Source organism: Nocardia puris (genome assembly GCF_036051655.1).
In the GTDB taxonomy this organism is placed as follows: Bacteria; Actinomycetota; Actinomycetes; order Mycobacteriales; family Mycobacteriaceae; genus Nocardia; species Nocardia puris.
Window position 1 is genome coordinate 1,813,995 of sequence record NZ_CP107943.1, and the last position, 23,116, is coordinate 1,837,110.

Annotated in this window: 19 protein-coding genes; 10 read left to right on the plus strand and 9 right to left on the minus strand. The window is 69.0% G+C overall.

Going from position 1 to position 23,116, the window contains the following annotated elements; translation table 11 throughout:
• Positions 1-104 precede the first annotated feature (104 nt).
• On the minus strand, positions 105-779 hold the full coding sequence (locus OHB21_RS08005; protein WP_067502888.1) for a S1 family peptidase: 675 nt from the start codon (positions 777-779) through the stop codon (positions 105-107).
• A 552-nt stretch (positions 780-1,331) separates the two neighbouring features.
• Between OHB21_RS08005 and OHB21_RS08010 the strand changes: the two genes are divergently transcribed.
• The 9 genes from OHB21_RS08010 (at position 1,332) to OHB21_RS08050 (ending at position 10,839) form a co-directional block, all read left to right on the plus strand.
• Positions 1,332-2,150 (plus strand): MlaE family ABC transporter permease, encoded by an 819-nt coding sequence (locus OHB21_RS08010; protein WP_084537308.1) that lies wholly within the window; start codon positions 1,332-1,334, stop codon positions 2,148-2,150.
• A gap of 4 nt (positions 2,151-2,154) precedes the next feature.
• Positions 2,155-3,018, plus strand: coding sequence for an ABC transporter permease (locus OHB21_RS08015; protein ID WP_067502895.1), 864 nt, complete (start codon positions 2,155-2,157; stop codon positions 3,016-3,018).
• Positions 3,019-3,024: 6 nt separating this feature from the next.
• The gene (locus tag OHB21_RS08020; RefSeq protein WP_067502899.1) at positions 3,025-4,515 is read left to right on the plus strand and encodes an MCE family protein; all 1,491 of its coding nucleotides are present in this window, start codon (positions 3,025-3,027) and stop codon (positions 4,513-4,515) included.
• A complete protein-coding gene (locus OHB21_RS08025; RefSeq protein WP_067502901.1) occupies positions 4,512-5,555 on the plus strand; it encodes an MCE family protein in 1,044 nt (347 codons plus the stop codon). Before OHB21_RS08020 ends, OHB21_RS08025 begins: the two co-directional genes overlap by 4 nt.
• Complete coding sequence (locus OHB21_RS08030) at positions 5,555-6,550, plus strand: MCE family protein (protein WP_195125195.1); 996 nt, start codon at positions 5,555-5,557, stop codon at positions 6,548-6,550. The genes OHB21_RS08025 and OHB21_RS08030 overlap by 1 nt, the downstream gene beginning before the upstream one ends.
• Complete coding sequence (locus OHB21_RS08035) at positions 6,547-7,656, plus strand: MCE family protein (RefSeq protein ID WP_195125014.1); 1,110 nt, start codon at positions 6,547-6,549, stop codon at positions 7,654-7,656. Before OHB21_RS08030 ends, OHB21_RS08035 begins: the two co-directional genes overlap by 4 nt.
• Positions 7,657-7,664: 8 nt before the next feature.
• Complete coding sequence (locus OHB21_RS08040; protein WP_084537309.1) at positions 7,665-8,756, plus strand: MlaD family protein; 1,092 nt, start codon at positions 7,665-7,667, stop codon at positions 8,754-8,756.
• Positions 8,753-9,919, plus strand: a complete 1,167-nt coding sequence (locus tag OHB21_RS08045) for an MlaD family protein (protein ID WP_067502915.1) — start codon at positions 8,753-8,755, stop codon at positions 9,917-9,919. The genes OHB21_RS08040 and OHB21_RS08045 overlap by 4 nt, the downstream gene beginning before the upstream one ends.
• Before the next feature lie 128 nt (positions 9,920-10,047).
• The gene (locus OHB21_RS08050) at positions 10,048-10,839 is read left to right on the plus strand and encodes a hypothetical protein (protein WP_195125015.1); all 792 of its coding nucleotides are present in this window, start codon (positions 10,048-10,050) and stop codon (positions 10,837-10,839) included.
• A gap of 91 nt (positions 10,840-10,930) precedes the next feature.
• Here OHB21_RS08050 and OHB21_RS08055 read toward each other — a convergent pair whose 3' ends face one another.
• The 8 genes from OHB21_RS08055 to OHB21_RS08090 all read right to left on the minus strand — a co-directional run bounded on the left by OHB21_RS08055 (position 10,931) and on the right by OHB21_RS08090 (position 20,269).
• Complete coding sequence (locus OHB21_RS08055; RefSeq protein WP_067503344.1) at positions 10,931-11,509, minus strand: ribonuclease H family protein; 579 nt, start codon at positions 11,507-11,509, stop codon at positions 10,931-10,933.
• A gap of 10 nt (positions 11,510-11,519) precedes the next feature.
• The gene (locus OHB21_RS08060; protein ID WP_067502923.1) at positions 11,520-11,990 is read right to left on the minus strand and encodes an SRPBCC family protein; all 471 of its coding nucleotides are present in this window, start codon (positions 11,988-11,990) and stop codon (positions 11,520-11,522) included.
• 134 nt (positions 11,991-12,124) lie between these two features.
• On the minus strand, positions 12,125-13,303 hold the full coding sequence (gene lhgO, locus OHB21_RS08065; RefSeq protein WP_084537279.1) for an L-2-hydroxyglutarate oxidase: 1,179 nt from the start codon (positions 13,301-13,303) through the stop codon (positions 12,125-12,127).
• 32 nt (positions 13,304-13,335) lie between these two features.
• A complete protein-coding gene (locus OHB21_RS08070; RefSeq protein ID WP_195125016.1) occupies positions 13,336-14,055 on the minus strand; it encodes a hypothetical protein in 720 nt (239 codons plus the stop codon).
• A gap of 416 nt (positions 14,056-14,471) precedes the next feature.
• Positions 14,472-15,263 (minus strand): TIGR03084 family metal-binding protein, encoded by a 792-nt coding sequence (locus tag OHB21_RS08075; protein ID WP_067502934.1) that lies wholly within the window; start codon positions 15,261-15,263, stop codon positions 14,472-14,474.
• A gap of 159 nt (positions 15,264-15,422) precedes the next feature.
• A complete protein-coding gene (locus OHB21_RS08080) occupies positions 15,423-16,778 on the minus strand; it encodes a hypothetical protein (protein ID WP_067502937.1) in 1,356 nt (451 codons plus the stop codon).
• Positions 16,779-16,912: 134 nt separating this feature from the next.
• Positions 16,913-18,526 carry an FAD-binding oxidoreductase gene (locus tag OHB21_RS08085; RefSeq protein ID WP_195125017.1) on the minus strand — a complete coding sequence of 538 codons (1,614 nt, stop codon included), beginning with the start codon at positions 18,524-18,526 and terminating at the stop codon, positions 16,913-16,915.
• Positions 18,527-18,640: 114 nt separating this feature from the next.
• Complete coding sequence (locus OHB21_RS08090) at positions 18,641-20,269, minus strand: peptide ABC transporter substrate-binding protein (protein ID WP_228789769.1); 1,629 nt, start codon at positions 20,267-20,269, stop codon at positions 18,641-18,643.
• Positions 20,270-20,658: 389 nt separating this feature from the next.
• Here OHB21_RS08090 and lon point away from each other — a divergent pair, with 389 nt between their 5' ends.
• Complete coding sequence (gene lon, locus OHB21_RS08095; RefSeq protein WP_228790004.1) at positions 20,659-23,025, plus strand: endopeptidase La; 2,367 nt, start codon at positions 20,659-20,661, stop codon at positions 23,023-23,025.
• Positions 23,026-23,116: the final 91 nt, after the last annotated feature.

Sequence of the window (23,116 nt, forward strand, 5' to 3'; positions counted from 1 at the left end):
GGATACGTAGTTGTCCACATCGTTTCGACCGGTGTTCACACAAGCTGGGGAAACAGAAACGGGGAGCGGTGCGCGAACACCGCTCCCCGGGAGGTTTCTCTCGATCAGATGGGCCGGAAGCCGGCGCCGACGCCGCCGCGCCCGTTCAGATCGTTCATGATGGCGTCCATATTGGTGCCGACCTCGGGGCCGAAGCAGGCGACGGCCAGGTAGGCGTTCACCATGCCGACCAAGGTGGTGCCCACCACGACCGGGGCGCCGGAGTCGCCCTCCACCACGCACATCTGCGTCCAGGTCTCGACGTTGGTGCGGAACACGTCGCCCCAGGTGACCCCGCAGGTGTTGCCGGTGGTGCGGCCTTCCTTGCAGACGATCATCGGGAACTGCGGCGGCGCGCCGATCCCCGTGATGGTCACGTTGCCGACCCGGTTGACCGGGATGATCGCGCCCGGCTGGAACTGGATCACCGCGTAGTCCAGATCGGGGTTGGAGTAGGCGAAGCGGCCGATCACGCCCGCCCCGCGGTCCACCTCGGCGAACACCTCGTTGCCCGGGTCGCCACAGTGTCCGGCCGTGAGTCCGACGAGTCTGCCCGCGTTGTCGTACCCGACCGCGGTGAGCGTGCACTCGAAGGTGTCGTTGATGATGATCCCGGAACCGCCGCCGATCGCGGGCGGCCCGGGAGCGGCGCTCACGGCGCCAGCGCCCGTCCCCAGCAGCGCCGCGCCGAGGGCGACGGCGCAGGCGGCACGGGCCGCCTTCGCGAGTTTGCTGAACATGTCCCTCCAGACGTCGGAAGCACGCACGATATCAATCTGTCGCACTCATCGTGTCAGTATTCGGTCTCGGGCGCGTCTCAGATCGCGGGACGCGCCGGGTGGTGGCCGCGGCGCGGATCGTGGTGTGCGGGCGGCCGAGGACACGCGCGGTTATAGCGATGTCCTATCGAATAGTTGATCGGCCGTCGCGCCCGGGATGTTTCAGTCGGCCGCGTTCGGATTGCGCGAAGCTATTCCGCGCCGCCGGTTTTGCCTGATTGGTATCCGGTTAATTTTCCGCGGGTGCTCGAGGCCGCCCAGGTGGGCGGGCTTCGCCTGTAACTTGTTCCAGACTTCGCGCGCGCAATTATGGGAGCGACGACAAATGTCCGGTGACCCTCTCGGGGCATTCGGAAGGTAGTGACTCTCATCTATGACTGCGATCACATGTCGGTGGTGTGTTCTGCACTACTCCGTAGTAAGGTGCGTCAAGCAAACAAGTCGCCGGGGTGAGCAACCGGCGTCGAGAGGGGTTAGCCAGTGTCGACCAAGAGTCCTCCCGCGGGATCACGGATAAGCGAAGCGGTCGATTGGACACGGTCTTACTGGGAAGACCATCCGAAGCGGTCGCTGGAGACGCTGGGACGGCAGATCACCATGGGGATCGCGGCCGTCGCCGAGCTGTTCATCGCGATCTTCCGGCGGCGATTCCCGTTCGGTGAGTTCGTCCGGCAGTGCGCGTTCATGGCCAATGTGGCCGCGGCGCCGACGCTGCTGGTCGCCGTGCCCATCGGCGTGATCGTCTCGATTCAGGTCGGCGCCGTCGCAGGCCAGGTCGGCGCGACCTCGTTCATCGGCGCCGCCAACGGCCTCGGCATCATCCAGCAGGGCGCACCGCTGGTCACCTCGATCATGATCGCGGGCGCGGTCGGTTCGGCCATCTGCGCCGACCTCGGCTCGCGCACCATCCGCGAGGAGATCGACGCCATGAAAGTGATGGGCGTCGACCCGATGCGCAGGCTGGTGGCCCCCCGCCTCGGCGCGGCCATGCTGGTCAGCGTTTTGCTGTGTGGGTTCGTCGTCTTCGTCGGCTTCCTGACCGGCTACATCTTCAATATCTTCGCCCAGGGCGGTACGCCGGGTTCCTACGTCGGGACCTTCTCGTCCTTCGCGGTCACCCTCGACCTGTTCGTGGCCCTGTTGAAGTCGCTGATCTTCGGCCTGCTCGCCGCGATCATCGCCTGCGACACCGGCCTCAACACCCGGGGTGGCCCCGGCGGCGTCGCGAACTCGGTGAACTCGGCGGTGGTCAGCTCCGCGCTCATGCTCTTCGGCGTGAACCTGATCATCACCCAGGTGTACACAGCCCTCTTCCCCCCACAGGTGGTCTGAGCCGGTGTCCTCAACTTATGTACCCCCGCTGCTTCGGCCGCTCCAGTCGCTCAGGCGCTCCGCGCAGGCGCCGGTCGACCTGCTCGCGCGCCTGGGCCACCAGGTCTTCTTCTTCCTGCGCTCGATCGGGTCCATTCCGCTCGCGCTCAAGCAGTACCCGAAGGAAGTGTGGCGGCTGCTCTCCGACGTCACCTGGGGCAACGGCAACCTCATCGTCGGTGGCGGCACCATCGGCGTCATCATCATCCTGAGCGCATTCGGCGGCATGACCGTCGGCATCCAGGGCTACACCTCGCTCAACCTGCTCGGCCTGAGCCCGATCACCGGCGCGATCTCCGCGTTCGCGACCACCCGTGAGCTCGGCCCGCTGCTGGCCTCACTGGCGTTCGCCGCCCAGGCGGGCTGCCGCTTCACCGCGCAGCTGGGCGCGATGCGCATCTCCGAGGAGATCGACGCGCTCGAGTCGGTGGCCATCCGCCCGCTGCCCTACCTGGTCAGCACCCGGATGTTCGCGGCGATCCTGGCGATCGTCCCGCTGTACTGCGTGGGCCTGGCCGTCGCCTACATCTCCTGCGCGCTCACCGTGCAGATGATCGGCGGCACCGCCAGCGGCACCTATTCGCACTACTTCTACCAATTCCTGATACCGACCGATGTGCTCTATTCCCTGCTCAAGGTCATCGTGTTCGTCGCGATCACCACGTTCATCCAGTGCTACTACGGGTTCTTCGCCTCGGGCGGCCCGGAGGGCGTGGGTGTCGCGGCCGGCCGGGCGATCAAGATGTGCATCATCCTGGTCGTTTTCGCGGACCTGTTCATGACGTTGGCGATCTGGGGCGTCAACCCCGGCATCCGGATCTCGGGGTAGGGACACATGATCATCGATCCCAGTGGGCGCGGACCCACCATGCGGCAGCTGCTGATCGCGGGCGCGTGCGGTCTGGTCGTCTTCGCGCTCGTGCTCGGCTTCCTGATGGCCCGCTACACCGGCTACTTCGTCCCGAAGGTGAACGTGGTCGCCGAGCTCGGCACCACCGGTGACGGCCTGCCCTCGGAAGCGGACGTGAAGTTCCGCGGCATCCTGGTCGGCGTCGTGGACGACGTCGACGTGGCCGACGGCGGCGCGCAGCAGCAGGTCAACATCGAGCTGAAGCCGGAGTACGCGGGCAGCATCCCGTCGAACGTCACGGCACGCGTGGTGCCCAGCAACCTGTTCGCCGTCACGTCCATCGAACTGGTCTTCAACGGCCCGGCCGACACCTACCTCGAGGAAGGCGCGGTCATCGAGGAGGACCGCAGCCAGGGCACCATCGCGCTGCAGGACACGCTGACCACGGTCCGCGACATCCTGGAGAAGATCGACCCGGTCCAGTTCGGCCGCGTGCTCGGCACGCTGTCGCAGGCGCTGGACGGCAGCGGCCGGATGCCCGGCTCCACCGTCGAGCGCCTTGACGAGTGGATCCTGGCCGTCGACCAGTCCATCCCGGACCTGGGCACGCTGCTCGACGACTTCGCCGGCTCGGCCCGCGCGCTCAATCAGTCCGCCCCCGAACTGCTCGACGTGCTCGGCAGCTCGGTGCAGACCGCGAGCACCATCGCCTCGCGGCGCGCGGAGCTGGTCGCGCTGATCACCGGCACCTCGGCCACCGCCGACCGGATCAACGCGCTGTTCGCCCGCAACCCCGATGTGGGAAAGCAGGTCACCGGCGGCACCGCCGACATGTTCGGCGCGCTGGCCGCCGACCCGTCCTCGATCACCCGGGCGCTGCTGAACCTGAGCGAGACCGTCGCGAAGCTGGACACCACGTTCCGCTGGGGTCCGCAGCAGCAGCAGATTTGGAACGCCGGCATCACGCTCACGCCGTACAAGCCGTACACCGTCGCCGACTGCCCGCGCTACGACGAGATGGCAGGTCCCAGCTGCGCCACCGCGCCCGCGGTGAACGAGCTGCCGCCGCTGCCGGAGAACCTGCGCCCCCGCGCGCTGGACTCGGCGGCCGGGCTGCCGCCCGTGGTGCCGATGCCGGGCCTGCCGCTCATCCCGGGCGTGACCATGCCCGATCCGGCCCGCATCGCCGCCGACGCGACGCAGGACCTGCCCAACCCGTTCCAGGGCACGCCGCTGGAGAGCGTGTTCCCGATGCTGCCCGGCCTCCCGGGTCTGTTCGCGCCGCCGCCGCCCGCGCCGGTCGCGCCCGCCGCCGACGGCGAGAACACGCCGTCCGCCGGGCCGATCGCCTACCACGGTGACGACGCGATCGCCGCGCTGCTCGGCCGCAAGCCGACCGCCGCGGAGTACCTGCTGCTGAGTCCGATCATGAAGGGCGCCACCATGGAAGTCTCCGAAAGCGGTGCAGGCCGATGAGCATTCGCAAACCGCTGATCGGATTCGGCATCTTCGCGATCGTGTCCATCCTGGTGACCGTGGTCGTCTGGAACACGCTGGCCAGGACGGTGACGGGTGCCACCAACACCTACACGGCCACGTTCACCGACGTGCTCGGCCTGCGCGAGGGCGACGACGTGCGCATGGCGGGTGTGCGAGTCGGCAAGGTGGAGAAGATCGAGCTGGGCCGCGACGAGGAGACCGCGGCCTCGGTCGCCAACGTCACCTTCATCGTGCAGCGCGATCAGACCATCTACGACGACACCAAGGCGCTGGTCCGCTACCAGAACCTGATCGGCCAGCGCTACGTCGCGCTGCAGCCCGGCGACGCCGACAGCCCGGCGCCGCTGGAGAACAAGGCGAAGATCCCGCTGGCGCGCACCGAACCGTCGTTCGACGTGTCCGGTCTCCTCAACGGATTCCAGCCACTGTTCCAGGTGCTTCAGCCCGAGCAGGTCAACCGGCTGTCGGAGACCTTCATCCAGGCGCTGCAGGGCGACAACGTCTCGCTGAGTTCGTTCATCGTGCAGGCCGCGCAGCTGGCCTCGGACTTCCAGCGCCGCGACGCCATCCTGTCCGACGTGATCGTCAACTTGTCCGGCGTGATGCAGGGGTTGGCCAAACGAGGTGATGAATTGGAGACACTGGTGACCCAGACCCGCGCCTTGATCGGCGGGCTCTACGAACAGGGCCAGTCGCTGCAGGCGTCCACGGTCCAGATCGCCGATGCCACGACCGCCCTGGTCGGCATGGTGGACCGCATCCAGCCCGGTCTGGAGGTGGCGCAGAACTCCACCAGCGCGGCGCTGTCGCTGCTGCTGGCCAACGGCGCCAAGCTCGACCAGGCTGCGATCGACCTGCCCAACGTGCTGTCCTCGGCGGGCAGGCACGTCTCGGAGGGCGCGTACGCCAACGCCTACCTCTGCGGGCTGGACGTCTCGCTCTACGGCGTCCTCTTCCCGCGCGGCCTGTTCTCGCAGATCGGCGGAACTTCGAACTCGGCGGTGTGCCGCCCATGATGGCCAAGCTGAGAAGTCGTTTCGAGAGCAACCGCAATTTCTGGCTCGGTGTGCTGGGCGCGGCGCTGATCGTGGTGCTGCTGCTCATCTCCGGCGTGTACACGATGCTCGGCGTCGGTGACCAGACCGTCAAAGCCGAGTTCGCGCAGGCGGCGGGCATCAAGGTCGGCGACAAGGTGAACGCGGCGGGCGTGCCGGTGGGTACCGTGTCGGGCGCCGAACTCGAGGACGGCCACGTGCTCATCACGATGAACGTGGACCGCGGCGTCGAGCTCGGACCCGACGCCCGCGCCTCCATCAAGATGGCGACGCTGCTCGGCGCGCGCTACGTCGATCTGATCCCCGGTGACGGTTCCGGTCTGGCCGGCGGGCGGATCCCGCTGTCCAACACCGCCGTCCCGTACAACCTGGCCGACGTGGTGCAGATCGGCACCCCGAAGTTCGAGGCGCTCGACACCGCGAAGCTGGCCGAGGCGCTCAACGTCATCAATGTCGAGATCGGCGGCTCGCCCGAGCTCACCGCCCAGGCGCTCGACAGCGTCGGCGCGCTGGCCAAGGTCATCGACCAGCGCCGCGGCGAGGTCGACCAGCTGCTCAAGGATCTGGACCGGGTCACCCAGATCCTGGGCGACAACCGCAACAGCGTGCTGCTGGTGATCACCCAGGGCGAGGCCATCGCCAACCGGGTGATGGAACGGCAGGGCCTGATCCGCCAGCTGCTGGACAATGTCGCGACCCTGACCAGGCAGCTGCAGGAGATCGGCGCCCAGAACGACAACCAGCTCGGCCCGACCATCCAGCAGCTCAACACCATGGCCGAGGGCCTGCAGAAGAACAAGGACAACCTGGACCGGATGCTGTCGCTGCTTCCGCCGACGGTGCGGTACCTGTCCAACGCCTACGGCGGCAGCGGACCCTACGGCTCGGTCGGCCTGCCGTGGCTGTTCCCGGACAACTGGTTGTGCTTCGCCCAAGTCATCGAGGGGTGCCAGTGACGAATTCCGTAACCGCCCGGATCCGTACCGTCGCGAAGGCGTGCGTCCTCGGCGCGGCCGCGCTCGCCGTGGGCAGCTGCTCGCTGCTGCCCTCCTCGGTGGAGAACGCGTTCGGCGGCGCCACGAAGATCACGGCCGATTTCGAGAACATCGCGGGTATCTACGAGGGCAATCCGATCACCGTGCTCGGCCTGCAGGTGGGCAGGGTCGACAAGATCGTGCCGAAGGGCACGCTGGTCGAGGTCCACATGACGGTCGACTCGGGCGTGAAGATCCCGCGGGAGGCGGAGGCGGCGATCATCTCGCCGTCCATCGTCACCGACCGGCACATCGAACTCACCCCGGTCTACACCGAGGGCGAGACGATGCCCAGCGGCACGCATCTGCCCAAGGCGCGCACCAGGACTCCCGTCGAGCTGGACACGATGATCAAGACCATCGACCAGTTCTCGGCGGCGCTGGCGCCGTCGGAGGAATTCGAGGGCATCGGCCCGCTGTCGGGCCGGGTGCTGTACCCGATGCTCGACGGCAACGGCGAGAAGCTGCGCGACACCCTCAATGCGTTGTCGGGCGCGCTGAAGGTCGGCGTGGACAACAAGGACGCCATCTCGAACATCATCATCAAGCTCAACGAGCTCACCACGATGCTGGCCGAGAACGACCAGTCGGTGCGCGATTTCAGCAACCGGATGACCCAGCTCTCCGGCCTGCTGGCCGAGCAGGCGCCGGGTCTGCAGGCCACCCTGGACCAGCTCAACGACTTCCTCGCCAACACCAGCGGCACCCTCGGCCAGTACGAGGGCGAGCTGGCGAGCACGCTGGCCGGTCTCACCAACGTCACCAGTCAGCTGCGCGACCACGCGGCCGGGCTCACCGAGGTGGCCGATGTGGCGCCGCTGCTGATGCAGAACATCGACCGGATGATGAACCGCGAAGGCCGGTACGTGCGCCTGCACGCGCTCATCGGCACCGCCCTCAACGGCGAGCTGGTGAGCCTGTTCTGCGAGCGCATCCAGATGCGCGCCGACGGCTGCCGCACCGGGAACATGCAGGACTTCGGCCCCGACTACGGGCTCACCGCCGCACTGCTCGGACTGACGAAATGACGGACCGCATGACGATCAAGGCACGCAGGGCGCTGGTGGCCACCGCCGCGGTGGCCGGGCTCGCCCTCACCTCCGGATGTGGCTTCACCGTGGAGGATCTGCCGCTGCCCAAGCCGGGGCAGTCGGGTGAGACGTACACGTTGCACGCCGTCTTCGACAACGCGCTGAACCTGCCCGACCAGGCCAAGGTGAAGATCGGCGGCTCCGATGTCGGTGTGGTCACCGACATCAGGACCGAGAACTTCCAGGCCATCGTCGATATGAGCATCAGCACCAGCATCGAGTTGCCCCGAGGCAGCACGGCCGAACTGCGCCAGGCCACTCCGCTCGGCGACGTGTTCATCGCGCTGTCCAAACCGCAGCAGCCGACCGACGCGTCGATTCTGGAGAACGGCGACACCCTCACCATCGACGAGACCTCGGCGGGCGCCACCGTCGAGCAGTTGCTCATCTCGGTGTCGATGCTGTTCAACGGCGGCGGTATCGCCTCGCTGACCCAGCTCACCTCCGAGCTGGACTCGATCGTGGGCGGTCGCGGCGAACAGGTCGGGCACCTGCTCTCCCAGATGACCGGGGTGATCGGCAGCCTCAACGACAATTCCGCCCGGGTCGACAGCGTGCTCTCGCAGTTCGGCACGCTGGCCGACACGCTGGAGTCGCGCCGCGGCGAACTCGGCCAGGTGGCCGACACGCTGCCGCAGATGATCGGCGCGATCGCCGAGAACAACCGGGCCATCGGCGATCTGCTGACCAGACTGTCCACCACCAGCGCGGCGCTGGGCGACTACGCCAACACCTCGACCGAGGATCTGGCCGCGCTGCTGGAGAACACCCATCAGCTGATGAATGCCATCGCCCAGACCGGTGATCAGTTCGGCGTGCTGCTGGACCGCCTGCACACGATCCGCCCGAAGGTCGACGCCACCTTCCGCGGCCGCAGCTTCGCGGTCTTCGCGACGGCGACCCACCTGGATCTGAGCGCGCTGACCGATCCGCGGCACGGCAGGCTCCAGAACCTGGAAGACCTTCAGGACATGGCGGGCAGCCTCATTCAGGTGCTGCAACTCGTGCAGCAGCGAGTGGAAGGCGGCCACCGATGAGCATCCTGCGCAACAAGTTGGTGCTGTCGGGGATCGGCCTGGTGCTCATCCTGATCCTGGGCGCGTCCTACCTGCTGGTCAGCGTGATGCGGGTGAATCCGCTGCGCTCGACCTACACGGTGACGGTGAACCTGGACCGGTCCGGCGGTTTGCAGCCGGGCAACGACGTGACGTTGCGCGGCTACCGCGTCGGCAAGGTCACCGCGATCGAGCTGGTCGACCGCGGCCAGTCCATCGCGGCCAAGGCCGAGATCGACAGCACCTACCGGATCCCGGTCCAGACCGCGGTCGCGGTGCAGGCGCTGTCGGCCGCCGGTGAGCAGTACATGGACTTCCGTCCCGGCACCGAGGACGGGCCCTACCTGTCCGACGGCGCGGTGATCGAGTTCGACCCCGAGGTCGTCAAGACGCCGACGCCGGTGTGGTCGGTGCTGGACAACACCAGCGCCCTGTTCGACCAGGTGGACCCGGACAAGTTCGCCGTCATCCTGGACGAGCTGGACATCGCGCTCAGCGGCGGCCCGGATCAGCTGCGCGGCCTGGTCAACGGCATCAGCCTGGCCACGGCCGGCCTGCATTCGCTGCTGCCGCAGACGACCAGCCTGATCACGAACCTGCAGACCATCACCAACACCACGTCCATGGCCCAGCCGGATCTGGCCACCCTGACCAGCAACTCCGGTGTGTTGTTCGAGCAGTTCAACGCCGCCAACGCCGAGCTGCAGAGCGTGCTCGACGCGGCGCCGGGCCAGCTGGCCAGCCTGGGCGCGGTGCTCGACACCACCAGCGATCCGATCACCAGCCTGGCCACCAACTTCGTGGTGATCACCCGGGCCGCGCAGCTGCGCTTGCCCGCGCTGCGGGCGCTGTTCCCCTCGCTGGCCGTGGGCGCCGAGGCGCTCGGCGTACCGGCGCACGACAACGAGTTCCACGCCGTGATCGACATCTGGCCGCGGCCCTACTGCACCTTCGAGACCCCGATGATCCGCAACGAGGTCGTGCAGGACGGCACGCTGCCGCGCTGGAACTACTGCGTGAATCCGCCTCCGGGACAGTTGATCCGCGGCGCGGCGAACGCTCCGCGCCCGGATGTGCCGAACAACGGCGCGCAGATGCCGCCGGGTGTGGACCCCAACGAGCGGACCCTTCCGCCGGTTCGGTGAGCGCACCCGGGCCGAGGTGGTTCACCTCGGCCCGGCATACTCGCCCACGGAACATGTGACGGCCCGCACGCCCGGGCCGGACAGCCGATTCGGCGCGCTCGCGCGCCGGGAAAGTGCAGGATTTATCGATGTCCACCGACGACGCCGACGCCAAGAAGGACGCCGAAGCCACCGAGAAGATCGAACTCGACAAGGCGCCCGCCGCGGCCGAGGCGAAGACCGACGAGGCCGCGAAGACCGGGGGCGAGTCGGCGAAGTCCGGCGACGACTCGAAGAAGAAGACCGGGCAGCCCGCCGCGGCGCCCGCGCCGAGCGCGAACGAGGGCAGGTCGAACCTGCTGCCGGTGATCGCGGCGTTCGTGGCCGGAATCCTGCTCGTAGCGGCCGTGACCGCCGTGGTGGCGTTCTATATGCAGGCCCAGCAGAAGAAGGACGAGCTGGCGGCGGTGCGCGAGGCCACGGCTGCCGGCTGCGCGTTCGGTCGCACCGTGTCGGAGTACGACTACGCGAACAACCTGCAGGCCTACTTCGACAAGGTCAAGAACGATTCCACCGGCGAGTTCCTGCAGGAGTTCGGTGACGCCACCACCGCGCTGGCCGACGCCATGAACCAGGCCCAGGTCAAGTCCTGGGTCGACGACGTGCAGTGCGGCTACCAGTCCGGCGACACGTCGGAGGCGAAGGTGCTGGTCACCCTGACGCAGTTCCGCACCAACTTCAGCCAGCCGCAGCCGGACCGGCAGTTCGTGGTGATCATCGCGGACATGCGCCACGAGGACGGCCGCTGGAAGGTCGCGAAGCTGGATTCGCCGATGCTGCGCGGGATGGGCACGGGCCTGCCGGGTGCGCCGGCCGAGACCCCGGCGCCGGGCGAGCAGCCCGCGCCGACCGAGCAGCCGCAGCAGCAGCCCGGTAACTGACGTTCGTTCCGAAAGACCTCCGGCGGTGGGCCCAGTCCCACCGCCGGAGGTCTCTTCTTCGGGCGGTCCTACCTGCGCTCGCGCGCGGCGCTCAGAACAAGGTCAGGCTCTGAGACGCCGACGCGACCGCCTTCCCCGAGGCCCGCGGCCCGGTGGCTGTGGATGGCGCGGTGGTCGCCGCCGCTTCGGGTGCGGCCTCGGCGACGGGTTCGGTGGTCTCGACGCCGCCCACCGCGCCCGCGGCGGCCTTGCGCGCGGCCTCGCCGGCCAGCGCGTCGGCCTGTTCGTTGAAGTAGTTGCCCACGTGCCCGCGCACCCAGCGGAAGCGGACGGGGCCGGGGCGGCTCGCGATGGCGTGGTCGATCTGCTTGATGAGCTCGACGTTCTTCACCGCGCCGCCCGAGGACGTGCGCCAGCCGTTGATCCGCCAGCCCGCGATCCACTCCGACGCGCATTTGATGGCGTAGAGCGAATCGCTTTCGATGAGTAGGGGTTCGGGGCCGGGGTGGTCGAGCACGGCCTCGAGGATCGCGCGCAGCTCGGCGATCTGGTTCGTCCCCGCCGCGGCGCCGCCGCTGCGGGCGCCACCGCCTTGGTGGTCGACCCAGGCCCAGCCGATGGCGCCGCCGGGATTGCGCAGGCAGGATCCGTCGGTGCTCACGATGATCATGGCACGCACCTTACGCAATCCGACCGACAAGATCGGTTCCGTGGAATTCCTCTATCTCCCTTCGCAATTGAGCCTCGGTGCGACGTAGCGCCGAGCGCACGGCGGCGTCGACCGCGCCGGCGCACAGGCGGCCGAGCACGCCGCGCGGGGCGGCGTAATCCGCCTCGGAGGTCAGGACCGAACGGCCGTAGCCCAGCGGGTCGAAGCGCAGTGTCAGGGTTCCCGACAACCGCCCACGCAGCGTATACCCGATCACCACGTTGCGGCGGTACTCGGTGATCTCGCAAGCGATTTCGGGATGCCACAGTGCCAGGCGCGGCGTCGCGGCGAAGGTCGCGCCGAGTCCGCGGTCCAGATCCCCGGCCGGTTCGAAGGCCGCGACGCCGAACATCCAGTCGGGCACGAAGAGGTGGTTGTCCGTGTAGGTGAACGCCACCTCGACGGGCGCGCCGACGTCACTCGCGTACTTGATGTGGCCCATCGGCCCTCCCTGCTCCACGGCTGCGACAAAAGTACTACAGCTCTCCTCTTTATTCGAGGGGTTGGCAGGATTTCGGATACGGCGATTGCCAGATCGCGACCGGGCGGTTGCTTGGTGGTGTCTGCGAGGTCCGGTCAGATCCGGTCGACGAGGTACTCCGCGATCGGCACGGCCGAGGTCGCCGCCGGGGAGGGCGCGTTGAGCACGTGCACCGAGCGCGGGGTGCGCTCGATGAGGAAGTCGTGCACCAGCGTGCCGTCGCGCAGCACCGCCTGCGCCCGGATGCCCGCCGGTTGCGGCAGCAGGTCCGCCGCGGTCAGCTCCGGGCAGTATTTGCGGCACTCGGCCAGGTAGCCGCGCTTGAACAGCGAATTGCGCAGTTCCCGCACGCCGGTGCGCAGGTGGGTGCGCGCGACCCGGTGCAGACCGGGGAAGCCCAGCGCGTCCCGTGCGTCGCGCAGGTCGACGCTGCCCTTGCGGTAGCCCTCGCGGGACAGGCCGAGCACCGCGTTGGGGCCCACGGTCAGGTCACCGTCGATGGTCGGGCTCAGGTGCACGCCGAGGAACGGCAGGCTCGGATCCGGCACCGGATAGATGAGTGTGCGCACCAGTCCGGCGCGGGCGCGCGGCAGGCGGTAGTACTCGCCGCGGAACGGCACGATCCGGAAGTCGATGTCCAGCCCGGCCAGGCGTGCCATCCGGTCGGCCTGGAGTCCGGCGCACACCACCAGGGTGCGCGCGGTCCAGGAACCCGCCGGTCCCGACACGGTGACCGACGCGTCGGACTCGTCGATCGCGGTGATCTCCGCGCCGAGCACGATCTCCCCGCCGTCCTCGCGTACCCGCGCAGCCAGTGCCGCCGTCACCTTCCGATAGTCGATGATGCCGGTTCCGGGGACGAACAGCGCGCCGACGCCGGTGACGCGCGGTTCGCGGCGCGCCAGTTCGGCGGCGTCGAGCAGTTCCACCGCCACCCCGTTGGTGACCGACCGCTCGTGCAGCGCCAGCATCCGCACGTACTCACCGGAGTCGGTAGCTACCAACAGCTTTCCGCACACTTGAAACGGAATCCCTTGCGCGGCAGCGAATTCCTTCGTCCACGCGGCGCCGCGGCGGCACAGCTCGGCCTTGAGACTGCCCGGCTCGTAATAGATTCCGGAGTGGATCACGCCGCTGTTGTGACCGGTCTGGTGTTCGGCGAGGCCGGCGGCCTTCTCGATCAGCACCACACGCGCACCTGGGTGCCGTTCGAGCAGCCGTCGCGCCGTCGCCACGCCGACGATGCCGCCGCCGATCACGCAGTAGTCGTACACGACGCCGACCCTACTGCCCGGCGCGGGCGGACTCAGAGGGTGACGGTGCCCGCGTCGGGTGCGGTGGCCTGCGATGGTGCGTCGGCCTGCGGCTGCGCGGCGGACGGGTCCGTCGCGTGCGCGGGCACGTCGGCCGGGGCGGGCTTGCGCTGCAACTGCACCTCGTGTTCGCCGAGGTTGGCGTCGGACAGCACGAAGGTGATCTCGCCGCTGCGGGTGTCGAGTTCGGTGCGGACCTGGGTGATCCCGGCCGGGTCGATGTGCACGCCGAGGCGCTCCTGCACGGGTTCGGAGAGCAGGATGTCGGTGAGTGCCGAGAAAGCGTTGGTATCGACGGTGAACGCCACGGTGTTCGTATGCACCGGGGCGACGCGCGCGCCGACATAGGTGGTGCCGAGGCCGACCCGGCCGCCCACACCTGCGGGACGCGACGGCTCGACCACCGAATCCGTCTGCGGTACAGCGACTTCCGGCGTCGCCGGGTACACGGCGGCCTGGTAGACGGCGGGCGAACGGTCACCGTTGGCGACCAGCACGGGCGAGCCCGCGCGCGGGCCGGGATTCGGCGCGAAGTTGTCCAGAACCGGTCCGGGAGACTGCGGCGGCGCCGCGACATGGGTACCGGAACCCGCGGTGCTCGCCATCTGATTGACCACGTAGGCACCGGCGGCGACCGTGAGACTGAGACTGGCCGCTCCGGCGAACACCACCGCGCCGAGGCGCACGACCTGAGCCGGGTTGTGTGCTGTCACGATGCGTTCCTTCCTCCGCGTAGCTGCCTGCACGGCGACGGCCCGCACCGATGGAAGCCGTACGCTTGTCCAGTTTAGGTCGCGGCCCCGGAACGCGCCCCCTCGCTGGGAGCAGGATCACATTCCACCGGCCGGTGGATGTTTCCGCGCGCTGACGAACGGGTAAAACGCATGTAGCTGGCGAGCGTCATTCTCGACTGCCACCATGAGACACCCGGCCAACGGCGTCCGGCCGTCGACACGAACGGCGCACCCAAGTGTGGCGCTCGCCCGCTCCCGAAGCTACCGAATCGGGTCGGGTGAACCCGGCCGGGCGTCTCGTCCGGCCGGGTGCTCGCTGTTCGGGGCGGGTATTCGTTGCTCTGGCCGGGTGCTGAACATTCAGGTGTCGCTCACCTTCAGGCCGCGCCCAATATTCAGGCGAATTGGCCCGCGGTGCGTCCGGCGCCCGTCGGCCCGGCGAACGCCTGGGCGATGCTCAACCACTCCGCCGCGTCGGCGCCCACCACGTCCAGCGCCAGGTCGTCAGGGTGCCTGCGCTGCGTGACGAGCAGGCAGAAGTCCAGCGCCGGCCCGCTCACCCGCTGCGCCGCGTCCTCCGGCCCCCAGGTCCACACGCTGCCGTCGGGCGCGGTGAGCTCCACCCGGAACTCCTCGGCGGGCGGCGTCTTCCCGCGCACCGAATACGCGAAGTTCCTGGTCCGCACGCCGATGTGGGCCACGTTCCGCAGCCGGTGGGTGGGCTCGCGCCGCATGCCGAGCGCGTCGGCGACGTCCTGCCCGTGCGCCCAGTTCTCCATGATGCGGGCGGTGATCATCGAGGCCGGGCTCATCGGCGGGCCGAACCAGGGCAGCTTGACGCCCGCGGGCACCGCGCGCAGCGTCTCGATGAGCCGCGCGCGCCCGGCGCGCCAGCGTTCCAGGAGGTCGGCGGGCGGGATGGCGGCCATCTCCTCGGCCGCCTCGTCGACGAAGGTCAGGGCCTTGGGGGCGGCCTCGGCGACCAGCACGCCGAATTTCTCCGCATCCGAGGCGGCGATCGCCGACACCTCGTCGGTCCAGGTCAGATGGGCGATCTGGTGCGCGATGGTCCAGCCGGGCGCCGGTGTGGACCGGGCCCACTGGGCCGCGGGCAGCGGCGCGACGAGCCGTTCCAGGTCCGCGCACTCGCCCGCGAAATCGGCGAGCAACGTCTCGAGGTCAGCCATCAGAATCCCTTGCCGATCACGGCACACCCCCGTGTGTGCCAGGTGTGACCCAGGATCGCAGCGCCGTAGAAAAAATGCAAGCGTGCGTGCTTTTTTAAGGGATTCGAACCCTCTCGAACGAGAGGGTGAATGCCTACCCCCGAACCCGAACGCCCCCTCTCACCACCCGAACAACACCAAATGCAGCGCCCCCACCACCAACCCCAGCACCGCCCCGTGCAGATACAACAACCACGCGTCCTGCTCCACCGACGCGTAGAACATCTCCATGAACTCGCCGGGACTCAGCTCCTGCAGCTTGCGCGCCGCGAACTCGTCGATCTTCTTCGCCTGCTCGCGCGCGAACTCCTCGTCCTGCACCATGCTCGGCGCCAGGCTCACCGCCACACCCGCCGCGCCGACGGTCAGGTTGTCGAACTGCCGTTTGCCGAAGGCCGCGCGCACCATCGAGTGGGTCGGCCCGAGCTGGCGGTGGATCTCCTCGGCGATGAGCCGTTCGATGAGCTGACGGGTCTTGTCGCCGTTGGGGCCCTCCAGCAGTTCGGCCGACAGGTTCGGCAGCGTGAGGACCTGGTAGGCCAGCAGGTGCGCGAGATCGGTCGCGGCCTGCGGCTGGCGCTTGGCCAGCAGGGCCTGGCGCCACAGGTACTTGTAGCGCGGCTGCGGATCGCCCGGCTCGAACACCATCTTCACCGCGATCACGTTCACGATCACGCCGATCGCCGCCGAGGCCAGCAGCACGATCACCCAGGCGGGCACCCAGCCCAGCACCGGGATGTCGTTGTGCACGTGCAGGTAGAGCGCGAGCAGCAGGCCGAACGGCGCGCCGAGCAGGCCGATGCGCACCATGAACTTCAGTTCCGGCTCGGCGATGGTGGTGGTGAGGTCCTTGAGGATGTTCGGGTTGTCCCGCAGGTAGCGGATGACGAAGCTCTTCACGTCGATGAGCTGGTCGATATTGTCGCCGAGGGATTCGAACGCGCGCCGGCACAGCGAGGGCAGCTGCCGCTCCACCCGCTGGTAGATCACCTGGCGCATCTGGCGCGGCATGCTGCGCCACAGGTCCGGGTTCTCCCGGTGCATCATCTCGTCCACGACCTGCTGTACCTGCGGGCGCGCCAGTTCGGCGATGTAGTCGGCGATGACGTCGAGGTCCAGCTCGTGGATGAAGTCCTTCGGGTTGCCGATCCGCATGAGCGCTTTGTCGACGCAGATGCTGGCCATCTTCTCCGCGCGCGCCGGGATGAAGCCCTGGAAGCCGAGTTGGCGCCCGTCACCGGAGAACGTGGGCAGCACCTGCACGCGGCGCGGCAGATACGGGTACAGGATGGACAGCCCCGGCACGCGGAAGCCGCGGAACTGTACCGGCCAGAACAGCATCAGCACGCCGGTCCAGTTGGTGAGCCAGCCTGCGGCCGCCGCGAAGATCGGGAAGCTGATCAGTTCGACGGTGAATTTCGACAGCCCTGTCAGCTCCTCCCAGTCGATGAACACTCCGGAGGCGAGTGTGGTCATCCTGGGGTCCCCCTAGTGCCGTGGGTGCGGAGCGCGTGTCGGAGCACCCCACATTCTCATTGCGCTCGCGAGGGTGTCAACGCCGCGGCCGCACCGTCACAGACGGTGCGGAATCGCGAGGTCGCGGGGGTGGTTCAGGCGGGGCCCACCGGGTCGACGAGGACGCCGGGATTCAGGATCCCCGCCGGATCCAGCGTCGCCTTGGCCGCGCGCAGGGCCGCGGCGAACGGGTCCGGCCGCTGGCGGTCGTACCAGGGCCGATGGTCGCGGCCGACGGCGTGGTGATGGGTGATGGTCCCGCCGGAGGCGGCGAGCGCCTCGGAGACGGCGGCTTTGATCTCGTCCCACTGCTCGACCGTGCGTCCCCAGGTGCCCGCGGCATAGATGCCGAAGTACGGGGCCGGGCCGTCGGGGTAGACGTGGGTGAAGCGGCAGGTCACCACGCCGGTCACGCCGGTCGCGCGGAAGGCGTCGTTCGCCGCGGCGAGCACGGCGGCGCGCAGCGCGTCGAATCTGTCCCAGGTGCAGGCGGTTTCGAAGGTCTCCACGATCATCGACCGCGCGGCGAGCGCGTCGCGCTGGTAGGGCATCCGCAGGAACGACGAGCGCCAGGTGTCGGCCGCGCCCGCCCGCGCGCTCGACTCGGCGGAGTCGGTGACGCGCACGCCGTCGGGCATCGTGCCGCCGTGCTCGCGGCAGATCTCCACCGCGCGGCGCATGGACGCCTCCACCGGGTGGTCGGCCGATTCGAAACCGAGCACCAGGACGCCGCCGGAGGTGGCGGTGCCCGCGTTGAGGTACGCCTCGGCCGGATCGAGCAGGCGGCAGTTGGCCGGGAACAGCCCGGACTGCGCGATCGCGCGGGTGGCGGCGACGGCCTTGTCGTAGTCGTCGAACACCACCGACGCCCCCGCGCGCCACCGCGGCCGTTCCTGGACGCGCATCCACGCCTCGGTGATGACGCCGAGGATGCCTTCCGAGCCCAGGAACATCCGGTCCGGGGAGGGGCCCGCGCCCGATCCCGGGAGCCGCTGCGATTCGCCCGTGCCCAGCGGCGTCACCACGCGCAGGGATTCCAGCAGGTCATCGATGTGGGTGTAGACGGTGGCGAAGTGCCCGCCCGCCCGCGTCGCCAGCCAGCCGCCGAGCGTGGAGAACTCGAAACTCTGCGGGAAGTGGCGCAGCGTCAGCCCGTCCGGGCGCAGCGCGGCCTCGATGTCGGGGCCCAGCATGCCCGCCTGGATGCGGGCCGCACGGCTGGTCCGGTCCACCTCCAGCACCCGGTTCATCCGGCCCATGTCCAGCGCGACGCTGCCCGCGTACGCATCGGCCTCGCGCAGTTCCACCCCGCCGACCACCGACGTGCCGCCGCCGAACGGCACCACCGCCACCCGGGCGCGGGTACACCAGTCGAGCACGTCCACCACGTCTTGGTCGTTCTCCGGACGGATCACCAGGTCCGGCACGTTCGTCACCTGCCCCAGCAGGCACCGCACCACATCGCGGAACGCCTGTCCGTGCGCGTGCGCCACCCGATCGGTGAGATCCCCGGATGCCAACCGCGCCAACGACTCCGGCGCGCGCGCCCGGCCCTCTCCCACGCCGAGCGCTGTCACGTCCGGCGGCTCGTGCGGTGCGAGATCCGCGCCCGGCAGCATCGCCCCGACCCGCCGGGTCAACTCCTCCCGCTCGCTCCCGGTGACCGCCCCTTCCACGGTCCCCCAACCCCACCACGACCTCGTCGTCATGCCACGTCCTCTCCACCGGATGCGAATTGACTAGAGGGTAAATTACCTCAAATTCAACTGGCAAGGGTGCGCACGGCCCCCGACGGCGTCCGCCGGGGGCCGTGGCGCGCCCGCTCAGGATGCCAGCGTCACCGTTTCCAGGTCGAGGTCACGGAACGGCGTCACCACCACGTCACGCAATCGGTCCGACCAGCCTGTCTGCACGCCGGGCACCACCAGCGGAATCGCGGGCATATCGCGCAGGATCAGCCGCTCGGCCTCCTGGTACAGCGGCCACGCCTGCTCGTCGGTGACCGCGGAATCGGCGCGGGCCAGCAGCTCGTCCACGGCAGGGTTGCTGTAGGCCCCGGTGTTGGACGACCCGCCGGTGCGGTAGAGCGGATTGAGGAAGTTCTCGATCGACGGATAGTCGGCCACCCAGCCGGTGCGGTAGAGCGTGGTCATCTGCTGTCCGTTGATCTGCCTGCGGAACTCGCTCAGCGTCGGTACCGGCAGGAACCGGCACTCGCGATCCAGCGCGGCGGTGATCGAATCGCACACCGCGGTCAGCCATTTCTCGTTGGCCGAGTCGATATTCGACATGATGTCGATCGGGCCCTGGAATCCGGTGCTGTCGAACAACTCTCGCGCTTCTCGGGGACGGTGCGCGCACAGGTCGCCGCATTGGCCGGTGGTGCCGCCGCGCACGCTGGCCGGCGCGAGTCCGTCGGCGGGCAGTCGATCACCGGTGAACACCGCGTCGATCACACCCTGCCGGTCGATCGCCATCGAAATCGCCTGGCGTACCCGAGGATCGGCGAAGCGCGGATCGTAGAGCGGGAAGGTCAGCGATTGCAGGCCGGTGCCCTCCCTGGTGAAGTGACGCCCCGCCAGGTCCCGCTTGTAGCGCCCGCCCACCAGCGCGTCACCGGGCAGGACCTCCAGGAAGTCGAGCCGGTTGGCCACCACGTCGGCGTAGGCGGCCTCCAGCGTCGCGTTGAATCGGAACTCGGCGCGCTCGATCGAGGGGCGCGCCGCGCCGGGATACCCGTCGTGCCGGGCCACGACGATGCTGGAACCCTTTGTGTGGGAGACGAACTCGAACGGACCGTTGCCCACCGGACGCGCCAGGTAGCCCGCGCGGTCGTCGAAGAACTTCGCGGGCAGCGGCGCGTAGGCGAGGTGGCCCAGGCGGGTCGCGAAGCTCGGCAGCGGTGCGGCCAGGGTGACGACGAATCGGTGGTCGTCGAGGAGGCGCAGCCCGCGCAGTTCCCGCGCGCTCGGCTCGATCGCCGGGTCGAGCGGGTGCACGGCGTCGAATCCGTCGATGACGGAGAGGAATCCGGCGCCCAGCTGTTCGTTCGGGCGGTACGCGGTGTGATTCCACGCGTCCACGAAACTGCGCGCGGTGACCGGGGTGCCGTCGTGGAATGTCCAGTCGGGCCGCAGCGTGATGGTGAAGATCCGCGAGTCCGTCGTCTCGATGGACTCGGCCACGGCGTTGCGCGGCGCCGCCGTCTTCGGGTCGTAGTCCACCAGACCCTTGAACAGCGTGCGCAGGATCTTGGAGCCGCCCGCGTCGGTGGTGTTCCCCGGGACGAGCGCGTTCTCGGGCTCGGTGGTGTTGAGGGTGAGGGTGTCCGCCGCCGCCGGTGTCATGGCCGTGGGTGCGGTGGTCTCGCTGCCGCATCCGCCCACCGTGGCGACCAGGGCGGTCGCGATACAGAGGGAGGCGACGCTGAGCGCGAGTCGAGATGTTCGCATCGGTACTGCCTTTCGTGCGTGACGCAAGGCACGCTCCGGCAGTGGCCCGGCGCGGCCCACACCCAGTGCAGCAGCGCCGGACGATGACCGACATGGGTCGTCCGGCAGGACAATCAAACCCGGTCAACCGTCCAGGGTCGCGGGTACCCGTGGCGGACCCGAGCACCATTGATCACCACCGCCCCGGAGAACCGACCGTCAATTCCCCGGCACAGGGCTGTCGCGCGGGCCCGGACTTCGCTCTGAGTGAACTCGACTACATCGCCGGAACAAACCTCCGGGGCTCGGGGTTGAGTAGGCATCGCTCAACTTTTGGAAGGGTCGAAGACGTGACTACACCTCAGAATCTGCCGGTGCTGTTCCTGACCGATCCGATCGTGCTGCCGGGCATGGTCGTGCCCATCGAACTGGACGAATCGGCGCAGGCGGCCATCGACGCCGCGCGGGCCGGCAAGACCGAGGCCGTGCTGCTCGCTCCGCGACTGACCGAGGGGTACGCCTCCTATGGTGTGGTCGCGAGCGTCGAGCAGGTCGGCCGCATGCGCGGCGGCGGGGCGGCCGCGGTGCTCAAGGCCGAGCGCCGCGCCAAGATCGGCCACGGCGTCACCGGGCCGGGCGCCGCGCTGTGGGTCGAGGCCGAACCGGTCGAGATTCCCGCCCCTGATGGCCGCACCAAAGAGCTTGCCGCCGAATACAAGAAGCTCGTCGTCTCGGTGTTGCAGCGCCGCGAGGCGTGGCAGATCATCGACGCGGTCAATCAGCTCACCGACCCGTCCGCCATCGCCGACACCGCCGGTTACGCGCCGTACCTGACCCCCGATCAGAAGCGCGAACTGCTCGACACTCCCGACGTCGCCAAGCGGCTCACCACCCTCATCGAGTGGACCAAATCCCACATCGCCGAGGCCGAGGTCACCGAGAAGATCAGTGACGAGGTCCGGGAGAACATGGAGCGCGGCCAGCGGGAATTCCTGCTGCGCCAGCAGCTCAACGCCATCCGCAAGGAACTGGGCGAGGACGAGCCCGACGGCGCCGACGACTACCGCACCCGCGTCGAGCAGGCCGACCTGCCCGAATCGGTGCGCGAAGCCGCGTTGCGCGAGGTCGGCAGGCTGGAACGGGCCAGCGATCAGAGCCCGGAATCCGGCTGGATCCGCACCTGGCTCGACACCGTCCTGGAACTGCCGTGGACGGTGAAGACCACCGACTCCACCGATGTTCCGGGCGCCCGTGCGGTGCTGGACGCCGACCACCACGGCCTGGACGAGGTCAAGGATCGCATGGTCGAGTACCTGGCCGTGCGGGCCCGGCGCGCCCAGCGTGGCCTCGAGGTCGTGGGCGGCCGCGGGTCCGGCGCGGTGCTGGTGCTGGTGGGCCCGCCCGGTGTCGGCAAGACCTCGCTGGGCGAGTCCGTGGCACGGGCGTTGGGCCGCAAGTTCGTTCGCGTCGCCCTGGGCGGCGTGCGCGACGAGGCGGAGATCCGCGGGCACCGGCGCACCTACGTCGGCGCGCTGCCCGGCCGCATCGTGCGCGCCATGAAGGAGGCGGGGTCGATGAATCCCGTCGTCCTGCTGGACGAGATCGACAAGGTCGGCTCCGACTTCCGCGGCGATCCCGCGGCGGCCCTGCTCGAGGTGCTGGACCCGGCGCAGAACCACACGTTCCGCGACCACTACCTGGACCTGGATCTGGACCTGTCCGACGTGCTGTTCATCGCCACGGCCAACGTCATGGAGACCATCCCCGGCCCGCTGCTGGACCGCATGGAACTGATCACCGTGGACGGCTACACCGAGGCCGACAAGGTCGCCATCGCCCGCGACTTCCTGGTGCCCAGGCAGCTGGAGCGCAACGCGCTGACCGCCGACGAGGTGACCATCACCGAGGAGGCGCTGCGCGAGATCGCGGCCAATTACACCAGGGAGGCCGGCGTCCGACAGATGGAGCGCCTGATCGCGAAGGCGTTGCGCAAGGCGGCGACTCGGCTCTCCGAGGGTGAGAATGCCTCGGGCGCGGCGACACTCGGCTACGACCCGGAACTCGGCTACGACGACGTCCTCGAAAAGTCCGTGGCCGCAAGCCCTTCGGATACCCTGACCATCGGTCTGGGCGATCTGAAGGACTACCTGGGCCGCCCCCGCTTCACCCCGGATTCGGTGGAACGCACCGCGGTTCCCGGTGTGGCGACCGGACTGGCCGTGACGGGCGCGGGTGGCGACGTCCTCTACATCGAGGCCAACGCCGCCGAGGGCGAGCGCGGACTCACCCTCACCGGTCAGCTGGGCGATGTCATGAAGGAGTCGGCGCAGATCGCCCTCACCTACGTGCGCTCGCACCTGGAGGAGATCGGGATCGAGCCGAAGGTGCTCGACCGCGACATCCACATCCACTTCCCGGCGGGCGCGGTGCCCAAGGACGGCCCCTCGGCCGGCGTCACCATGGTCACCGCCCTGGTGTCGCTGGCACTGGGCCGCCAGGTGCGCGCGGATGTCGGCATGACCGGCGAGGTCACCCTCAACGGCCGGGTCCTGCCCATCGGCGGCGTCAAGCAGAAGCTGCTCGCCGCCCAGCGCGCCGGACTGAAGACCGTCTTCATCCCGGCCCGCAACGAGCCCGACCTGGACGAGGTCCCGGCCGAGGTCCTCGAGGCCCTGGACGTGCGACCCGTCGCCGACGTCGCGGACATCCTGGCCTACGCCATCGAACCGGTCGCCGAACCGGCGCTGGACTCGCGGCCGTTCGCGGCTACGGCCTGATCAGGACGGGAGCCGGGCACGGAATGTGCCCGGCTCTCGGCGTTGTCGGGAAAAGGTGAACCCGCCCCCGGAGGGAGCGGGTGGTGTGTGG